This is a genomic window from Morganella morganii (genome assembly GCF_019243775.1).
In the GTDB taxonomy this organism is placed as follows: domain Bacteria; phylum Pseudomonadota; class Gammaproteobacteria; order Enterobacterales; family Enterobacteriaceae; genus Morganella; species Morganella morganii.
The window spans coordinates 202,787-220,565 of sequence record NZ_CP069157.1; the positions used below are offsets into that span (position 1 = coordinate 202,787).

General features: G+C 54.6%; 15 protein-coding genes and 4 tRNA genes. 12 read left to right on the plus strand and 7 right to left on the minus strand.

Annotated elements, in window-relative coordinates; translation table 11 throughout:
- Positions 1-6 precede the first annotated feature (6 nt).
- The 4 genes from JL661_RS00985 to JL661_RS01000 all read left to right on the plus strand — a co-directional run bounded on the left by JL661_RS00985 (position 7) and on the right by JL661_RS01000 (position 446).
- Positions 7-83 (plus strand) — tRNA-Arg (locus tag JL661_RS00985).
- A 66-nt stretch (positions 84-149) separates the two neighbouring features.
- Positions 150-225: transfer RNA gene (locus JL661_RS00990), tRNA-His, on the plus strand.
- A gap of 36 nt (positions 226-261) precedes the next feature.
- Positions 262-347, plus strand: a tRNA-Leu gene (locus JL661_RS00995).
- Positions 348-369: 22 nt separating this feature from the next.
- A tRNA-Pro gene (locus JL661_RS01000) sits at positions 370-446 on the plus strand.
- A gap of 790 nt (positions 447-1,236) precedes the next feature.
- Here the strand turns inward: JL661_RS01000 and JL661_RS01005 are convergent.
- Genes JL661_RS01005 through hemC form a run of 4 tightly spaced genes read right to left on the minus strand, consistent with a single transcriptional unit; the run spans position 1,237 to position 5,518 of the window.
- Positions 1,237-2,445, minus strand: coding sequence for a heme biosynthesis HemY N-terminal domain-containing protein (locus JL661_RS01005; RefSeq protein ID WP_004234418.1), 1,209 nt, complete (start codon positions 2,443-2,445; stop codon positions 1,237-1,239).
- 3 nt (positions 2,446-2,448) lie between these two features.
- Positions 2,449-3,822 carry a uroporphyrinogen-III C-methyltransferase gene (gene hemX, locus JL661_RS01010; protein ID WP_062772161.1) on the minus strand — a complete coding sequence of 458 codons (1,374 nt, stop codon included), beginning with the start codon at positions 3,820-3,822 and terminating at the stop codon, positions 2,449-2,451.
- Positions 3,823-3,842: 20 nt separating this feature from the next.
- On the minus strand, positions 3,843-4,580 hold the full coding sequence (gene hemD / locus JL661_RS01015; RefSeq protein ID WP_062772158.1) for a uroporphyrinogen-III synthase: 738 nt from the start codon (positions 4,578-4,580) through the stop codon (positions 3,843-3,845).
- Positions 4,577-5,518, minus strand: a complete 942-nt coding sequence (hemC, locus tag JL661_RS01020) for a hydroxymethylbilane synthase (protein WP_015422323.1) — start codon at positions 5,516-5,518, stop codon at positions 4,577-4,579. Before hemC ends, hemD begins: the two co-directional genes overlap by 4 nt.
- A 673-nt stretch (positions 5,519-6,191) precedes the next feature.
- Here hemC and JL661_RS01025 point away from each other — a divergent pair.
- Complete coding sequence (locus JL661_RS01025; protein ID WP_004234427.1) at positions 6,192-8,792, plus strand: class I adenylate cyclase; 2,601 nt, start codon at positions 6,192-6,194, stop codon at positions 8,790-8,792.
- A gap of 38 nt (positions 8,793-8,830) precedes the next feature.
- Here the strand turns inward: JL661_RS01025 and cyaY are convergent, their stop codons facing one another.
- Entirely contained in the window at positions 8,831-9,148 is a 318-nt protein-coding gene (gene cyaY / locus JL661_RS01030; RefSeq protein WP_024474233.1) for an iron donor protein CyaY, read from the minus strand.
- Positions 9,149-9,240: 92 nt separating this feature from the next.
- On the opposite strand from cyaY, the gene lptM reads away from it, so the two are divergent.
- From lptM to corA, 7 genes are all read left to right on the plus strand, one after another.
- Positions 9,241-9,420, plus strand: coding sequence for an LPS translocon maturation chaperone LptM (gene lptM, locus JL661_RS01035; protein WP_218481003.1), 180 nt, complete (start codon positions 9,241-9,243; stop codon positions 9,418-9,420).
- Between the two features lie 44 nt (positions 9,421-9,464).
- Entirely contained in the window at positions 9,465-10,289 is an 825-nt protein-coding gene (dapF, locus tag JL661_RS01040) for a diaminopimelate epimerase (protein WP_004234433.1), read from the plus strand.
- Between the two features lie 24 nt (positions 10,290-10,313).
- Complete coding sequence (locus JL661_RS01045) at positions 10,314-11,024, plus strand: DUF484 family protein (protein ID WP_036413192.1); 711 nt, start codon at positions 10,314-10,316, stop codon at positions 11,022-11,024.
- Positions 11,021-11,938, plus strand: coding sequence for a tyrosine recombinase XerC (gene xerC, locus JL661_RS01050; RefSeq protein ID WP_004234436.1), 918 nt, complete (start codon positions 11,021-11,023; stop codon positions 11,936-11,938). Before JL661_RS01045 ends, xerC begins: the two co-directional genes overlap by 4 nt.
- Positions 11,938-12,654, plus strand: a complete 717-nt coding sequence (gene yigB, locus JL661_RS01055; RefSeq protein ID WP_032098202.1) for a 5-amino-6-(5-phospho-D-ribitylamino)uracil phosphatase YigB — start codon at positions 11,938-11,940, stop codon at positions 12,652-12,654. Before xerC ends, yigB begins: the two co-directional genes overlap by 1 nt.
- 95 nt (positions 12,655-12,749) lie before the next feature.
- Positions 12,750-14,912, plus strand: coding sequence for a DNA helicase II (gene uvrD, locus JL661_RS01060; protein WP_445928355.1), 2,163 nt, complete (start codon positions 12,750-12,752; stop codon positions 14,910-14,912).
- A gap of 112 nt (positions 14,913-15,024) precedes the next feature.
- On the plus strand, positions 15,025-15,975 hold the full coding sequence (gene corA / locus JL661_RS01065) for a magnesium/cobalt transporter CorA (RefSeq protein WP_004241337.1): 951 nt from the start codon (positions 15,025-15,027) through the stop codon (positions 15,973-15,975).
- A 9-nt stretch (positions 15,976-15,984) separates the two neighbouring features.
- On the opposite strand, the gene JL661_RS01070 is transcribed toward corA, so the two are convergent.
- Both JL661_RS01070 and rarD read right to left on the minus strand, forming a co-directional pair.
- Complete coding sequence (locus tag JL661_RS01070) at positions 15,985-16,494, minus strand: DedA family protein (RefSeq protein ID WP_004234447.1); 510 nt, start codon at positions 16,492-16,494, stop codon at positions 15,985-15,987.
- A gap of 52 nt (positions 16,495-16,546) precedes the next feature.
- On the minus strand, positions 16,547-17,443 hold the full coding sequence (gene rarD / locus JL661_RS01075) for an EamA family transporter RarD (RefSeq protein WP_004234449.1): 897 nt from the start codon (positions 17,441-17,443) through the stop codon (positions 16,547-16,549).
- Positions 17,444-17,779: the final 336 nt, after the last annotated feature.

Here is a 17,779-nt window from a genome sequence, read left to right on the forward strand (position 1 = left end):
CGCAAAGCGCCCGTAGCTCAGCTGGATAGAGCGCTGCCCTCCGGAGGCAGAGGTCTCAGGTTCGAATCCTGTCGGGCGCGCCATTATGCGTGTAAGAGTTACGGTATAGTATTTCGTTGTTGTAAGTAGTAAAATGTTGCGATGTTATGGTGGCTATAGCTCAGTTGGTAGAGCCCTGGATTGTGATTCCAGTCGTCGTGGGTTCGAGTCCCATTAGCCACCCCATTTAATAACATGTAACATGACTGTAGTGATGAACCTGCGAGGGTGGCGGAATTGGTAGACGCGCTAGCTTCAGGTGTTAGTGTTCTTACGGACGTGGGGGTTCAAGTCCCCCCTTCGCACCATCATCATGAAAAGTCAGCCTTTCGGCGAGTAGCGCAGCTTGGTAGCGCAACTGGTTTGGGACCAGTGGGTCGTAGGTTCGAATCCTATCTCGCCGACCATATTCAGAGAAAGCCCCGCTTACAGCGGGGCTTTTTCGTTTCTGCGGTTTCTGTTTTTTCCTGTCCTGCTTTTCTTCCCGCAGCCATTCCGCAGCTGATTTTTGTTTCTTTTGTGCTGATGCTAATGTGGTGTTCAGGCAGACAAAAACACACGCGTTTCCCGTGAAACCGCCGGTACTAATGGTGTTTGATAATTTCGATATAAATCATTATTTTATGATTGTTGTATAGATCCGGCGACAACAGGCATAATGCATGTCGCCAAAATGAGACATTTAATCTATTGATATATAAAGATTTAAATAATGCTGTCAGAAAACGTCGCAAAACAGAGACACTGCGGACAGATTTGCATCAGTGATTGATAAGCAGAAGGCAGGATAAAAAAAATAAACCCACGGGAACCGTGGGAGATCGAGAAGGCGTAAAAGTTGGCACGTCTTGTGCATTACATCAGGGTGTAGATGCTCATCTCATTTCTTATGTTTGCGTAAGCTTCATAAACCCGGAGATGACGCAGAGCTAAATTCGGTGCCTATTGTCCGGGTTATCGATGTAAAAGATCCCGAAATCTTTACATCACCAACAGGACGTAACGTTGAGTGAGGCACCATCCGTCTGTAGACCTGATTGTATTTTATACACCTATCGTTTCGCGATAGGTGTTTTTTTATGTCTCATTCTTGCCATCAATAATGTATTCCGTCAATCCCTTTTAATGATGTTCCGGCATAAAAAAAGCCAATCCGGCAGGATTGGCTCTGTGTGATAAAAAAGAATCCGCCTGTGCTTATTCGCGGGGCGTTTTTTCATCCGGTAACGTCAGGGTATTGAGCAGGGCATTACGGCGGATCATGGCAGATTCCTCATACTTTTTCTGCTTATCCAGCACATCGGCCAGCCAGGCGGCATCATGCGTGTCCTGACGGGCGCTCAGGGCAGATTTAAAGTATTTCTCCGCATCTTCCCAGCGTGTTTCCTGCATGGCTAACTGCCCGAGGGTACTGTTGAGCAGCGGCTGATCCGCATCTTCCTTCTGCATCTGGTTCAGCACCTTGCGGATGGCTTTCGGATTGTCTGTCCGGATCTGCGGCAGCAGCATCAGCAGGCGCTGATCTTTCTGACGCTTCAGTCCGTCGAGCACCACCGCTTCTGCATCCGCCATATCATCACCGGCGATAAAGTGCTGCGCGGCCGCCACGGCCATCTCCGGATTGTGGCGCAGATGGCGGCTGAGATTTTTCCACCAGTGACGCAGGGCATCGCTGCCGTCCTGATCCGCAACCTGCTGCATCATACCGAGCCAGGCACGGATTTCAGTCTGTTCGACCTGCTCATCCGTAAATTCGCCGGATTTTTTCATCTGCGGCAGAATGGCGATCAGGGATTTCCAGGCACCGGAGCGCGCATACACCTGTTCCGCCAGGCGAAGTACTTCCGGATGGCGCGGTGCGACTTCCAGCAGATTGTCGATAGCGGTTCTTGCCGCCGGAATTTCATCGCGGCTCAGCAGAATACGGGCGCGGGTGATATCCACCGGTAGCTGATGGCGCCCGGCCAGCTCGGAAGCCCGCTCCAGATACTGATTGGCGCGGAGATTATCGCTGCGCTGCTGTGCTGCTTCCGCTGCCAGCAGATAGTTGACCAGCGGTTGCTCGGCATTATCTGCACTGCGGCTCAGTAATTTTTCCACCTGACGGAAATCCCCTTCCGCCAGTTTGAGCAGCGCATCGTTGGTCAGCGCACGGGCGCGGTTGCGTTTATGACCGCCAAACCAGCCGAGGGTGCGGGAGCTGCCGCTTTTCAGACGACGCCAGCACCAGCCCAGCAGCATCAGAACCGCCTGAAGTACCAGGAAGATGATGATCAGGCCGGTGACACTGGTTTCAATATCAAAATTATTGGTCTGGATCAGGACATAACCCTGATGTCCGGCCATCAGCGGGCCGACAATAATCCCGGCAATCAGGATAAGAAACAGAATAAAGACTTTAAACATCTGTTATCCCTCCTGTTGCGGTGCGGCTTCCGGCTGTGCCGGTGCAGCAGCAGGTGTTTCCTGCGGTGCCTCAGCCGGTGCCGGCGGCGGGGTTTCATCGTTGAGCAGGCGGCGGATGCGGGTCTGTACCAGTTTATCCAGCAGCGGCTGGCTGGTCAGGCTGTCCGGCGCACTCATTGAGATCGGCTGGGCGGCCAGCGCATCCACTTCGGCCAGGAAGGCGGCGTTGGTCGGATCGCTGTCAGAGAAATAGGCACGGACCCAGGTGGAGACCGCATCCAGTGACTGTTTGTAGCTCTCTTCCTGGTGACGCGGCACCGCCTGAGCAGCGATCAGCAACTGGGCGCGGATATTCTCACGGACATAAATGTCCTGATTCGGTGCCAGCAGCGGAGCAGAGGTGTTGTCACGGCGGCGGATGGTGATGAAATCACTCATAAACCCTTTCCAGCTTTTGGTCAGGTTAGTGCGCCAGTCCGCGACGGAGGAGGTCAGCCCTTCACTGTCACTGCTGTCCATCGGCGCGCCGTCACGGCTGCCGTCATCCAGACGCAGATTATCCACCTGACCGGCAAGCTGGTTCAGGCGCAGGATCGTGCCGTCAAAATCGATCTGACTGACGGCGGAGAGTGCCGTAATGTCATTACGCAGTGCGGTGCGCACATCCAGCAGACCCGGATCGTTCATTTCGGCGAGACTGGCATCGGCATTTTTCAGCAGTACCATCGCGGTGACCACATCCTGGTCATTCCACAGTTTGCGCTCTGCCATTTTGACCAGGAAATCCGCCTGGGCCAGCAGCCAGCTTTTCACATCGGTACTGGACAGCGCGGTGACACGGCTGCGCAGTAAATCCAGCTCGTGTTTCAGAGCCTCTTCCTGCTGCTGATGCTGTGTGCTGAGCGCAGACTGCTGCGCGATAAATTCCTGCATCTGTTTTTGTGTCTGCTGTTGTTCCTGCTGCAGCTGCGCCATCTGAGATTTCAGTTGTGCATTTTCCGCTTCCAGGTTTTTCGACAGGGTCTGAGTACCGGCCTGTGAGGCATACCAGACACCGCCGCCGATCAGCAGGATAACGGCCAGAGCGATAGCACCGCGCAGAAAGCCGGAGGGCTGTTCTTCCTCAGCGGCAGGCGGGGTTTTCCGTGGCTGCGGCGCTTCCGGTGCCGGTTTCGGCGCGGTATCAGCCGGTTTGCTGTCAGCCGCCGGTGTTTCCGCCGGTTTTTTATCAGACGCCGCTTTGTCAGTGACGTTTTTTGCGGTCGCTTTTTTCCCGGCAGTTGTGTCTTTTTTCTCTGCCTGCGGATCAGTACTGATTACGGCATCCTGTGTCTCAGGTACATCAGCCGATCCGGTTTTTTTTTCGTGTTCCGTCATTCGTGGCGTCCCATGTCTGTTCATTGAAGAGCCTGAAGTAAGGCTTCATTATCTGCACCGGCGGCGACATCAATATTCTGCCAGCCCAGTGATTGTGCGATAGCTGCCAGTCTGTCACTGACAACAATAATCCGGCATTGCAGCAGCCAGCCGAGGTGCGCGGCCGGTATCAGCTGCCGCAGCAGGTGCAGCATTTCGCCGCTGGTCACGACCAGCGTCTGAACCTGTTGCTGCTGCCACAACAGGGCGCATTCCCCGCCGTCGTAATTTACGGGTTCGCGGCGGTAACATTCACAGTAATCCACCACTGCGCCCCGTTCGCGCAATGTCTGTGCCAGATGCTCTCTGCCGCCGTTACCGCGCAGCAGAAGTGCGCGGCGGCCGGTCATATCCTGTAAGTCCGGCAGGGTCAGCAGATGTTCGCTGGTTTCCCCGCCGGGCATAAAGGCGGCGGGTAATCCGGTCAGTTGTTCAAAGCAGTTAGCGGTTGACTGACCAATCCCATAATAGCAAAGCTTATCAGACCACAGGTAATTCTGTTGAATAAGCTGTTCATTTGCGTGATAAACCGCATTCTTTGACAGCAGAAAAAGGGCATCTCCGGGAGAAAGTACCTCTGTTTTGGCAATCAGCAGCGGCAGCTCATGTCCCGGGGAAATACGGATGAGCGGGGCAGAAAGGGCATCCTGCCCGCGTGAGCGCAGGGCGCTGACCAGGGCTTCACCGGCCGGTGAGGGACGGGTGACCAGGATGGTCATGCAGGCGTGTGCCCCTGATAGACTTCCGTCAGGATAGCCCGTGCGCCGTTATCCAGCAGTTCCTCTGCGAGAGAAACCCCGGCAGCAGCGGCATCCTGCGGGTCGCACAGGCGTTCACCGCGGACAATTTCACTGCCGTCCGGTGCGCCGACCAGCGCGCGCAGCCAGATTTTATCCCCCTGCCAGATAGCATAACTGCCGATAGGCACCTGACATCCCCCTTCCAGCCGGGTATTCATGGCGCGTTCAGCGCGGACACAGATATCGGTCTGCGCGTGATTCAGGGCGCTGAGTAAAGAGCGGGTGCGTTCATCATCCAGTCGGCACTCAATCCCGACCGCACCCTGACCGACAGCGGGAAGGGACTCTTCCGGCGGCAGCGCACAGCGGATGCGTTCATCCAGTTTCAGGCGCTTCAGCCCGGCAACCGCCAGGATAATCGCGTCATAGTCGCCGTTATCCAGTTTGCCCAGCCGGGTGCCGACATTACCGCGCAGGTCACGGATCACCAGATCAGGGCGGCGTTCGCGCAGCTGGCACTGACGGCGCAGACTGGAGGTGCCGACGATACTGCCGGGCGGCAGGGCATCCACACTGTCATAATGGTTGGAAACAAAGGCATCGCGCGGGTCTTCCCGCTCACAGATAGTGACTAATCCCAGTCCGTCCGGGAAATCGACCGGGACATCCTTCATGGAGTGCACGGCGATATCCGCCCGGTTTTCCAGTAATGCCAGTTCCAGTTCTTTGACGAACAGCCCTTTGCCGCCGACTTTCGCCAGCGGTGTGTCGAGAATAATGTCACCTTTGGTGACCATCGGGACGAGCTCGACGTGCAGCCCGGGGTGGCGCAGTTCCAGTTCCTGTCTGACAAATTCGGCCTGCCACAGTGCAAGCGGGCTTTGACGGGTGGCAATACGCAGAGATTGAGTGGTCATGATAATTATCAGGGATCCTTGTCTTTTTATCCGGTGTTTTTTTATGTGAAACATAGCCGGAAAAATAAGAAAAACTGCCTTTGTTTTATCATTTTGCTGATAATTTTTCCAGTTACGTGACGAGACCTGCCCGGCAGATAACAACGAAAAAAGACGATCAGTGAATAAATAGTCTCAGGCGGGTGGCAGGAGTCTGTCAGTAAATAATTAAAACATATTTTAAATAATAAAAATATTTTGCAATTATAAAATTGTATTAATTAAATCGATTCAATTTAAATAACTATTTCATAGCATTATTAAAATAAATAAAAACGCCCTGAGTGAGTAAGCAGTATTACTTTTTCGGTTAAAAAGTGTACAAAAACAGAAACACACCGGTTTTCCCGAATATTTCCTTAGATTTTTTGTGTGTATCCCGGTGATTTTCAACGAAAATATATATTTTACAATTAGTTATCCGGCTAATAACAACTTTGAGTAATCGTGCCTTTTTTAGTGCGAAGCTTTACCCTTTGGCCCGAAGGTGTTAGATTGATCACGTTTCCGGCAATTTAACTTTGGTTCGATTCTTATCATTTTTCAGTATTACCTTATCAGTCTGTATTCATACACGTATAAAGCCGGGCATCAGGTCGTTTCCAGTTACATGAAATAACATCAGGCGAATCCTTTGTATCTTTATATTGAAACACTCAAGCAGCGTTTGGATGCAATAAATCAGCTCAGATCTGAGCGCGCGACCATCGGGATGAGTCGTGCGTTTAAAGACGTGTACAGTCTGCTGCCGGTACTGCTGCATCATCACCATCCGGATATGCCGGGCTATGTGCCGGGTAATGTGCCGCACGGTGTCTGTTTCTGGGCGTCCGATGATTACCAGTCACACTGGCTGGCGGAGTTTTCCCGTCAGCACGGAGAGTGTCTGCCGTGCAATGCCGGCGGCGAACTGCCGATTACCGGTATCTATTCCATGGGCAGCACCTCGTCTGTCGGCCAGAGCCACTCTTCTGATCTCGATATCTGGGTCTGTCATCAGTCCTGGCTTGATCACGATGAAAAACAGAACCTGCGCCGCAAATGCACACTGATTGAAGAGTGGGCAGCCGCAAAAGGTATCGATGTCACTTTCTTCCTGATCGATGAAAACCGTTTCCGCCACAATGCCAGCGGCAGCCTCAACGGTGAGGACTGCGGCTCGACCCAGCATATTTTACTGCTCGATGAATTTTACCGGACCGCCGTGCGGATGGCCGGTAAGCGTCTGCTGTGGACCATGGTTCCGGCAGAAGAAGAACATCACTATGATGAATATGTTCTCTCCCTTTATGCGCAGGGTGTATTAACCCCGAACGAGTGGCTGGATCTGGGCGGTCTGGGCGAATTGTCCGCGGAAGAGTACTTCGGTGCCAGTCTGTGGCAGCTCTATAAGAGTGTGGATTCCCCGTATAAAGCCGTGATCAAAAGTTTACTGCTGGAAGCTTACTCGTGGGATTACCCGAACGGGCAGCTTCTGGCAACTGAGTTTAAAAAGCATCTGCATGCCGGTGAGATTGTTCACCACGGCCTGGATGCTTACGCGATGATGCTCGACCGCGTCACCCGTTATCTGAAAGCTATCAATGATGAAACCCGCCTTGATCTGATCCGCCGCTGTTTCTACCTGAAAGTGTGTGAGAAGCCACCTGCGGATGTCAGTGAACGTGCATCATGCGGTTGCTGCGGCTGGCGCTGCCAGGTACTGTCTGAGATGGTGAAAGGCTGGGGCTGGTCCCCGGAACGGCTGGCGGTGCTGGATCGCCGTAATGCCTGGAAAATTGAGCAGGTGCGGGATGCGCACAATGAGCTGCTCGACACCATGATGCAGAGCTACCGCAACCTTATCCGCTTTGCGCGCCGCAATAATCTGAGTGTCAGTGCCAGCCCGCAGGATATCGGGGTGCTGACACGGAAACTGTATGCCGCTTTCGAGGCGCTGCCGGGGAAAGTCACCCTGGTCAATCCGCAGATTTCGCCGGACTTGTCAGAAGAGAATCTGACCTTTATTTATGTTCCGCCGGGCCGCGCTAACCGCAGCGGCTGGTATCTGTATAATCAGGCACCGACAATCCATACCATCATCGGCCATCAGCCGCTGGAATATAACCGCTATCTGAATAAGCTGGTCTCCTGGACTTACTTCAACGGCCTGCTGACTGACAGAACCCGCGTCTATATTCATAACGGTGAGTCACACTGCGACGAGCAGAAACTGCACGAACTGGTGCATGATGTATCGCAGAATTTCCCTATCCGCCTGCCTGCCCCGACACCGCGTGCGCTGTACAGCCCGTGTGAAATCCGCCATCTGGCGATTATTGTCAATCTGGAGCAGGATCCGACCGCAGATTTCGCCGAGCAGGTCGTGCATTTTGATATGAGCAAGCTGGATGTGTTCAGCTTCGGTCAGGAGCAGAAATGCCTGGTCGGCAGTATTGATCTGCTGTACCGCAACTCCTGGAATGAAGTGCGCACACTGCATTTCAGCGGTGAACAGTCGGTGCTGGAAGCCCTGAAAACCATTCTCGGCAAGATGCACCAGGATGCCGCACCGCCGTCCGGCGTGGAAGTATTCTGCTACAGCCGCCATCTGCGCGGGCTGATCAGCACCCGCATCCGCCAGCTGGTTTCCGAATGTATTGAACTGCGCCTGACCACCAACCGTCAGGATCCGGGCCGCTTTAAGGCACTGCGTCTGGCCGGTCAGACCTGGGGGCTGTTCTTTGAGCGCCTTAACGTCTCGGTGCAGAAACTGGAAAATGCTGTGGAATTCTACGGTGCGATTTCCAACAACAAACTGCGCGGGTTTCCGGTGAAAATCAGCACGGAAACCGGTCATCTGCCGGATGTGGTGGACGGCTATGCCAGTGAGGGGATTATTCAGTTCTTCTTTGAAAACCGTGATGATAACGGCTTCAATATTTATGTGCTGGATGAATCAAACCGGGTGGAAATCTATTCCGGCTGTGAAGGCAGCAAAGAAGACCTGATCCGGGATGTCAGCCGGTTCTATTCCTCTTCTCATGACCGCTTCACTTACGGTTCCAGTTTTATTAATTTCAATCTGCCGCAGTTTTATCAGATCCTGAAAACGGACGGTAAAACACAGGTTACGCCGTTCCACAGCACGATGTTCTCTCAGCCTGTTGCGGAAGAGCCGCGTGATACCGCGTATCCGGATTTTCATGCTGATGTCCGGCCGTTACAGTATCAGGCCGCCGGGCAGCGCGGCTGATATGCGACGGCACAGAACCTGTGCCGTCAGTCTGACTCTCAGAAGCTGAACGGTTCGCCGCTCTGCTCGCTGATGGCCTGTGCCAGCATGGCAAACAGCTCGCCGCCGCTGCGGTCACAAATCCATTTATCTGATTTCAGATCAAAATGATAGCCGCCGTTACGTGCCGCCAGCCAGATCTGATGAAATGCTTCCTGCTTGTTGATGATAATTTTTGAGCCGTTTTCAAAGCTCAGGGTCATCACACCGCCGTTGGTTTCGCAGTCAATATCCGCATCACCGTCGTAATCATCTAATTTTGCTTCAATATCCTGCAACAGCGCATCCGCTGTCCGGTGAAATTCTGTATCGTTCATCGTCATTTCCTATTTGCTTTTCGACATCTAACTGCGATTATAGAGGGTATTGACCGATGATTAACAGGCATGACTGTAAATGAAGAAAAAAAATGATCTGTGCGGTATCCGCCGTGATGCTGCTGACCCTGTCCGGCTGCGGACTGAAAGGCCCGCTTTACTTCCCGCCGGAAGAGCCTGCCGCCGCGAAAAGCGCGCCTGCAGCCAAGCCTGCGGCAGAGCAGTCTGCTGTGCAGACTGACAACGCTGAGCCCGGCAAAACGCAAAAATGACCACCGGATAACCCCGGTTACTGAGGCGTAAACAGGATCTGAACATGCAGTTCACCAAAATGCACGGCCTGGGTAATGATTTTATGGTGGTGGACGCCGTCACCCAGAATATCTATTTTTCTCCGGAGCTTATCTGCCGTCTGGCAGACCGGCACACCGGTGTCGGCTTTGATCAGCTGCTGGTGGTGGAAGCGCCCTATGACCCGGAACTGGATTTTCACTACCGCATCTTTAACGCCGACGGCAGTGAAGTGGCGCAGTGCGGCAACGGCGCGCGCTGTTTTGCCCGGTTTGTCCGCCTCAAAGGGCTGACCAACAAACGGGATATCCGTGTCAGCACGCAGTCCGGACGCATGGTGCTCACGATTGCCGATGATGACAATGTCCGCGTGAATATGGGCGTGCCGGAGTTTGAACCGGCGCTGGTACCGTTCCGCGCGGTCAAAGAAGAGAAAACCTATATTATCCGCGCCGCTGAACGCACGGTTCTGTGTGGTGTGGTGTCGATGGGCAATCCGCACTGTGTTATCCAGGTGGAAAGCACGGAAACGGCGGAAGTTGAGGTTATCGGCCCTGTTCTGGAAAGCCACGAGCGTTTCCCGGAGCGGGCAAATATCGGCTTTATGCAGATCCTGTCGCGTGACCATATCCGTCTGCGCGTATACGAGCGCGGTGTCGGTGAAACACAGGCCTGCGGCAGCGGCGCCTGTGCGGCGGTTTCTGTCGGGATCCGCCAGGGCCTGCTGGCTGAAAATGTGCAGGTGGATTTACCCGGCGGTACCCTGTTTATCAGCTGGGAAGGTGAGGGAAAACCCCTGTTTATGACCGGCCCGGCCACGCATGTATATGATGGTGTTATCCATCTTTAATCATCATAAAGAGGATAAATAGCAATGGACAGTCAACAGGATACGGCCGTATTTGCCCCTTCCGGAGAGCCGGATGAGGCGGCGGTGCTGGCGTATCTGAAAGCGCATCCGGATTTTTTCATCCGCAATGCCGCGCAGATCACTGACATGACCATCCCGCACCCGGTAAAAGGTGCGGTCTCTCTGGTGGAGTGGCAGCTCGGACGCCAGCGTGAGCGGATAGGCACGCTGACGGATGATCTGATGCAGCTGATGATACAGGCCCGTGAAAACGAACACCTGTTCTCGCGCCTGCTGAAACTGCTGGCGTCGCTGTCCGCCGCGACTTCTCTTGATGATTTTTCCGAACGCCTGAATCAGTGGGCGAAGGGGCTGAAACTCAGTCATGCCAGAATCCGTCTGTTTACTGACAGCTGGCGGCTGGGTGCGCCGTTCCGTCATCAGGATCTGGCCTTATCCCGCGCACACTTTGAAGCCATCCGTCTCTCCCGCTTCGGGGATCGCAACCATTATCTGGGACAACTGACAGCCCCTGAAATTCAGCTGCTGCTGCCGGACAGTGCATTTGTCGGTTCAGCGTCTGTATCGCTGCTGGGCGGACAGCATGACCTCGGTGTAGTGATATTTGTCAGCCGTGACAAGCAGCACTATCAGAAAGATATGGGTACCGCGATGCTGGAACAGGTAGCCTATTTCCTGCCGCAGCTGCTGCAGCGCTGGGTGGAGCTGGCATGACGGACAGCGCGGCAGATGACCTGCTGGTCACGGCAGAACAGTTTCTGCAGTATCTGCGGGTAGAGCGCCGGTTAAGTCCGGTCACGATTACCAATTACCGCCGCCAGCTCACCGCGCTGGCGGAAATGATGGCCGCCGGTAAACTCCGCTGCTGGGCACAACTGGAACCGGCAACAGTGCGGATGCTGGCCGCAAAAAGCCGCCGTAACGGGTTACAGCCCGCCAGTCTGGCGCTGCGTCTTTCCGCTCTCCGTTCATTTCTTGACTGGCAGGTCAGTAACGGCCTGCTGCCCGCCAATCCGGCCAAGGCTGTCAGTGCCCCGAAACAGGGACGGCACCTGCCGAAAAATATGGATGTGGATGATATTACCCGGCTGATGGATATCAGCAGTAATGATCCGCTGACCGTGCGTGACCGTACCATGCTGGAAGTGATGTACGGCGCGGGGCTGCGTTTATCGGAGCTGGTCGGGCTGAATACCGGGGATTTTGACCTGGCCACCGGCGAAGTGCGGGTGCTGGGGAAGGGCAGCAAAGAGCGCAAAGTGCCGCTCGGCAAAACGGCAGTTGCCTGTCTGGAGCGCTGGCTGCCGCTGCGTGAGCTGTATGACCCGGAAGACCGGGCGGTGTTTATCTCCACCAAAAGCGGTAAGCGGATTTCAGCGCGTAATGTGCAGAAACGGTTTGAATACTGGGGCCTGCACCAGGGGCTGAACAGCCATCTGAACCCGCATAAACTGCGCCACTCCTTTGCGACTCATATTCTGGAATCCAGCGGCGATCTGCGTGCCGTGCAGGAATTGCTGGGGCATGCTAATCTGTCCACCACGCAAATCTATACCCATCTGGATTTTCAGCATCTTGCCAATGTGTATGATGTTGCACATCCGCGGGCCAAACGAGGAAAACCGTAATGCGTTTTTACCGCCCCCTTTCACCTGTCCGCGCCATGACGTTCGATCTTGACGACACGCTGTATGATAATCGTCCGGTGATGGATAAAACCGAGGAGGAGGTCATTGCGTTTATCCGTCAGTATGATCCGCGTTTCAGTGAATTACCGGCTGACTATATTAATGTGTTCCGTGACCGGATCCGCCGTCAGCAGCCGGAGATTTTCCATGATGTCAGCCGCTGGCGTCTGCTTTCCTGGCGCACCTTTTTCCTGCATTACGGCTATACCGCCGCCCGTGCTCAGGCTGGGGCGGATGCAGTGATGGCGCATTTTGCGCAGTGGCGCAGCCGTATTGATGTGCCGCAGTCCACGCATGACACGCTGACTGCGCTGGCGGCCAAAATTCCGCTGGTGGCGATCACCAACGGCAATATGGAGCCGGAAAAATGCGGGCTGGCAGATTATTTTACTTTTATTCTCAAAGCCGGTCCCGACGGGCGGGCAAAGCCGTTCTGCGATATGTACCGCACGGCGGCGCAGCGGCTGGCTCTCCCGGCAGAAAATATCCTGCATGTCGGTGATAACCTGAATACCGATGTGGAAGGTGCGCTGTGCAGCGGCATGCAGGCCTGCTGGATCAACCTTGACGGCCGTGATGTTTATCACGACCCGGAAACCCGCCTGCTGCCGCATATTGAAATTACACAGTTGGATTCTTTAACCGGACTGTTATAATTTTATCTGTATAAAAAACCAGTTCTTCCGGATCCGGCTGTCCGGAAGGCGCTTTTTCTTTCGCGGCGCTGCCGCACAAAACACTGATGGAAATTATGGACGTCTCTTATCTGCTTGAAAGCCTTAATGATAAACAGCGCGAAGCGGTGGCGGCTCCCCGCTCAAACATGCTGGTGCTGGCGGGTGCCGGTTCCGGAAAAACCCGGGTGCTGGTGCACCGTATCGCCTGGCTGCTGGCAGTGGAGAATGCGTCTCCGTTTTCGGTGATGTCAGTGACCTTTACCAACAAAGCGGCGGCGGAAATGCGCCACCGTATTGAAGAGCTGGTCGGTACCAGTGAGGGCGGGATGTGGATCGGGACGTTCCACGGCCTGGCACATCGTCTGCTGCGGGCGCATCACCTTGATGCCGGATTACCGCAGGATTTCCAGATCCTCGACAGTGAAGATCAGATCCGCCTGATCCGCCGTCTGATCAAAGCCATGAATCTCGATGAAAAACAGTGGCCGGCCAAACAGGGCTGCTGGTATATCAATGGTAAAAAAGATGAAGGATTGCGGCCTCAGCATGTTGAGAGCTACGGCAACCCGGTGGAAGCCACCTGGCTGCGGATCTACCAGGCCTATCAGGAAGCCTGCGACCGTGCGGGGCTGGTGGATTTTGCCGAGCTGCTGCTGCGCGCACATGAATTGTGGCTCAACAAACCGGCGATTTTACAGCACTACCGTGACCGTTTTACCAATATCCTCGTGGACGAATTCCAGGACACCAACAGCATCCAGTACGCCTGGGTGCGCATGCTGGCGGGTGATACCGGCAAAGTGATGATTGTCGGTGATGATGATCAGTCTATCTACGGCTGGCGCGGGGCGCAGGTGGAAAATATCCAGCGCTTCCTGAAAGATTTCCCGGGTGCGACCACTATCCGCCTCGAGCAAAATTACCGTTCCACCAACAATATCCTGAAAGCGGCGAACGCCCTGATCTCGCACAACAGCGACCGGCTGGGGAAAAACCTCTGGACGGACGGTGAGGACGGCGAGCCTATCTCTCTGTATTGTGCCTTTAATGATCTGGATGAGGCGCGTTATGTGGTCGGACGCATCAGACAGTGGCATGAGAACGGCGGGGCGCTGGCGGACTGCGCGATTCTCTACCGCAGTAACGCCCAGTCCCGTTTACAGGAAGAGGCGCTGTTACAGGCCGCGCTGCCGTACCGTATTTACGGCGGCCAGCGCTTCTTCGAGCGCCAGGAAATCAAAGATGCGCTGGCGTATCTGCGCCTGATTTCAAACCGTCATGACGATGCCGCATTTGAGCGTGTGGTGAACACCCCGACACGCGGGATCGGCGACCGCACCCTGGACGTGGTGCGTCAGACTGCCCGTGAGCGGGAACTGACCCTCTGGGAAAGCTGCGGTGTGCTGCTGGAAGAAAAAGCACTGGCGGGACGCGCTGCCTCCGCGCTGGGGCGCTTCCTCGAGCTGATCAATCTGCTGGCGCAGGAAACTGACGGCCTGCCGCTGCATGTGCAGACTGACCGCGTGATCCGCGATTCCGGACTGCGGGCACACTATGAGCAGGAAAAAGGTGAAAAAGCCCAGGCGCGGATCGAAAACTTAGAGGAACTGGTGACCGCAACCAACCAGTTCAGCTATCAGGATGCTGACGAAGGGCTGACGCCGTTACAGGCATTTCTGTCCCATGCCGCGCTGGAATCCGGCGAAGGTCAGGCGGACCGCTATCAGGATGCTGTCCAACTGATGACACTGCACTCCGCCAAAGGGCTGGAGTTCCCGCAGGTCTTTATCGTCGGGGTGGAAGAGGGCATGTTCCCGGGCATGATGTCGATGGAGGAGAGCGGCCGTCTTGAAGAGGAGCGGCGGCTGGCCTATGTCGGTGTGACCCGTGCCATGCAGAAGCTGACTCTGACCTATGCCGAGACCCGCCGTCTGTACGGCAAAGAGGTGTATCACCGGCCATCCCGTTTTATCGGTGAACTGCCGCCGGAGTGTGTGGAGGAAGTGCGTCTGCGTGCTACCGTATCCCGCCCGGTTAATCATCAGCGGCTCGGCACACCGATCACCGCCAATGACAGCGGTTATACCCTCGGGCAGCGTGTCCGTCATCCGAAATTCGGGGAGGGCACTATCATCAATATGGAAGGTAACGGCGAGCATACCCGCTTACAGATAGCCTTCCAGGGTGAAGGGATCAAATGGCTGGTGGCCTCCTACGCCAAACTGGAAAAACCCTGATCTCCCGCAGAGTAAGGTGTTAATCGGATAATAACCGGTTGACACCCTTTTTCATCTGCGCATAACATGCGCACACTTTTTCTTTTCCTTTCGTTCCCGGAGGCCGCATACCATGCTGAGCGCATTCAGAGTTGACAATAAGCGTTTGCAACGTCTTGATTTAGAAGAGGGCGACGCCCTGACAGATGCGCTGTGGGTGGATATTTCGGAACCGGAAGAGCATGAACGGCAGCTGATTCAGACTCAGTTCAACCAGGAACTGGCAACCAGCCCGGAACTGGATGATATCGAAGCCTCCGCGCGTTTCTTTGAGGACGATGACGGGCTTCACGTCCACTCCTTTTTCTATTACGAAGATGCGGACGACCACGCCGGAAACTCCACTGTGGCATTTACCCTGCGTGACGGGCGTTTATACACGCTGCGTGAGCGGGAACTGCCTGCTTTCCGCCTGTACCGTATGCGCGCGCGCAAACAGACCATGCAGGACGGCAACGGTTACGAAATCCTGCTGGATCTGTTTGAAACCAAAATCGAGCAGCTGGCGGATGAAATCGAAAACATCTACAGCAATCTGGAAACACTCAGCCGGGCGATTATGAAAGGCAAGCAGGATGATGAGTTCGATAAAGCCCTGTCTGCCCTGGCCGAGCAGGAAGATATCGGCTGGAAAGTCCGTCTGTGTCTGATGGATACCCAGCGCGCGCTGAACTTCCTGGTCCGCCGTACCCGTCTGCCTGCGAATCAGCTGGAGCAGGCACGCGAAATCCTGCGCGATATCGAATCCCTGCTGCCGCACAATGAATCCCTGTTCCAGAAAGTGAACTTCCTGATGCAGGCGGCGATGGGCTTTATCAATATCGAACAGAGCCGCATTATCAAAATCTTCTCCGTTGTTTCTGTGGTATTCCTGCCGCCGACACTGGTGGCATCGAGTTACGGGATGAACTTCAAATTTATGCCGGAGCTGGACTGGTCGCTGGGGTATCCTGCTGCGATCGGGGTGATGGTTGCCGCTGCACTCGCGCCGTATCTTTACTTCAAACGCAAGAACTGGCTGTAACAGCCTTCCTCAGAAAAACGTGAACTCAATGCCCTTTGCAATCAGCATGTAAAGGGCGGTCCAGACCCCGGCGGACAGCAGACAGGTCACCAGTACACGGGTCTGTGTGAAACGCAGCAATCCGGCCGCCATCGGGATCAGATAGCGCAGCACCGCAATAAACCGTGAGGTAAACAGGATCAGCAGCCCGCTGGTCTGAAGCCGTGCCTGGGCTTTACCGAGGGCGGTTTTGTATTTCGCCATCAGTCCCGGAAAATAGTTGCGGGTGATAATCAGACGGCCGAGATAATACGAAATCATCGAACCACAGGCCGCGCCCAGCGTAATCACCAGCCAGATAATCACCACCGGAACGACCGGAAATGCCAGCGTCACTACCGTCATCAGCATGACAGAGGCGGGCGGCAGGACAGATGAGAGAATAATCGTGGATTTGCTCAGGGCGATAACAAACAGAATGGCCAGCAGCCAGAGCGGGTGGTCGTGCAGTACCGCCAGATGATGCGTGATCCAGTCCATAATTATCCTCCCGGTGACAGCGCCGGCAGATCCGGCGCTGTCTCACAGGATATCACGCTTTTTTGTAGCGGTGGCGCTGGGTGTACAGTGCATCCAGGGTAAAGACAATCAGTCCCGCCCAGATAAAGGCAAAGGTTACCAGCCGTTCGGCGGAAATAGCCTCGCCATATGCGGTGGTCGCCAGCACAAACATCAGGGTCGGACCGATGTACTGGAAGAAGCCGAGCGTGGAGAGACGCAGATGGTTAGCGGCCTCGGTAAACAGCAGCAGCGGCACGGTGGTGATAATCCCGGCGGCAATCAGCAGCAGATTCAGCGTCAGGCTGTTCATGGTCATATTGCTGGTGGCGCTGTTGGCAAAGAAAAGCAGATAAATACCCGCAACCGGCAGCAGCCACAAGGTTTCCACCAGCATCCCGCCCTGGGCATCCACCCCTAGTTTTTTGCGCAGCAGACCATACAGGCCGAATGTCATGGCCAGACTCAGCCCGATCACCGGCACAGTACCGAACTGCCAGAGCTGGATCAGCACGCCGGTAAAGGCGAGACACACGGCAAACCATTGCATACGGCGGAAACGCTCACCGAGAAAGAGCATTCCGAACAGGACGTTGACCAGCGGGTTAATAAAGTACCCGAGACTCGCTTCCAGCATATGGTTGTGGTTCACCGCCCAGATATAGATCAGCCAGTTAGAGGCGATAATACAGGCGGTCAGCGCGAGGATCATGATTTTCTTCGGCTGGCGGATAATCTGGCGGATACGCGGCCACTGGCGTGACACGGTGATCAGCAGGATCATAAAAAAGAATGACCAGATAATCCGGTGTGTCAGGATCTCATCCGCAGGCACCTGTTGGATCAGTTTGAAATACACAGGGGCAATACCCCAGATAAAGTAAGCGCCGAGAGCACAAAGGACGCCTTTTACGGTCTGTTGCTGGCTCATGATAGTCCAAGTCTGAAAGAAAGAAGAAAAGAAGATGCCTGCCGGCGCGGTCACTCTCGCATTGATACTACATAGTTACAACGTGAATAATCACGTCATTAATTAATTATTCGTAAAATGTGATCGCCTGCGATACGCCGGATGGCGGCAAAGACGTTAAAAAGATGTGAAAGTGTAACGCGCATCACAAAATTACACCAGAAGGTGTGCGCAAAAAAACTCAGCACCGATCGAATATTATCACCGTCCGTGCGGATAGTCTGTTATCTGATGGCAAACTGAGCTAGCATAGAAGCATCTTTTCACCGGCAGAATGCACTGCCCGGATTTCTGTTT

Bases quoted from the DNA above. Each gene is read 5' to 3' on its own strand.
- JL661_RS01005 (WP_004234418.1), bottom strand. From the start codon at position 2,445: ATGTTTAAAGTCTTTATTCTGTTTCTTATCCTGATTGCCGGGATTATT.
- hemX (WP_062772161.1), bottom strand. From the start codon at position 3,822: ATGACGGAACACGAAAAAAAAACCGGATCGGCTGATGTACCTGAGACA.
- hemD (WP_062772158.1), bottom strand. From the start codon at position 4,580: ATGACCATCCTGGTCACCCGTCCCTCACCGGCCGGTGAAGCCCTGGTC.
- hemC (WP_015422323.1), bottom strand. From the start codon at position 5,518: ATGACCACTCAATCTCTGCGTATTGCCACCCGTCAAAGCCCGCTTGCA.
- cyaY (WP_024474233.1), bottom strand. From the start codon at position 9,148: ATGAACGATACAGAATTTCACCGGACAGCGGATGCGCTGTTGCAGGAT.
- lptM (WP_218481003.1), top strand. From the start codon at position 9,241: ATGATCTGTGCGGTATCCGCCGTGATGCTGCTGACCCTGTCCGGCTGC.
- dapF (WP_004234433.1), top strand. From the start codon at position 9,465: ATGCAGTTCACCAAAATGCACGGCCTGGGTAATGATTTTATGGTGGTG.
- JL661_RS01045 (WP_036413192.1), top strand. From the start codon at position 10,314: ATGGACAGTCAACAGGATACGGCCGTATTTGCCCCTTCCGGAGAGCCG.
- xerC (WP_004234436.1), top strand. From the start codon at position 11,021: ATGACGGACAGCGCGGCAGATGACCTGCTGGTCACGGCAGAACAGTTT.
- yigB (WP_032098202.1), top strand. From the start codon at position 11,938: ATGCGTTTTTACCGCCCCCTTTCACCTGTCCGCGCCATGACGTTCGAT.
- uvrD (WP_445928355.1), top strand. From the start codon at position 12,750: ATGGACGTCTCTTATCTGCTTGAAAGCCTTAATGATAAACAGCGCGAA.
- corA (WP_004241337.1), top strand. From the start codon at position 15,025: ATGCTGAGCGCATTCAGAGTTGACAATAAGCGTTTGCAACGTCTTGAT.
- JL661_RS01070 (WP_004234447.1), bottom strand. From the start codon at position 16,494: ATGGACTGGATCACGCATCATCTGGCGGTACTGCACGACCACCCGCTC.
- rarD (WP_004234449.1), bottom strand. From the start codon at position 17,443: ATGAGCCAGCAACAGACCGTAAAAGGCGTCCTTTGTGCTCTCGGCGCT.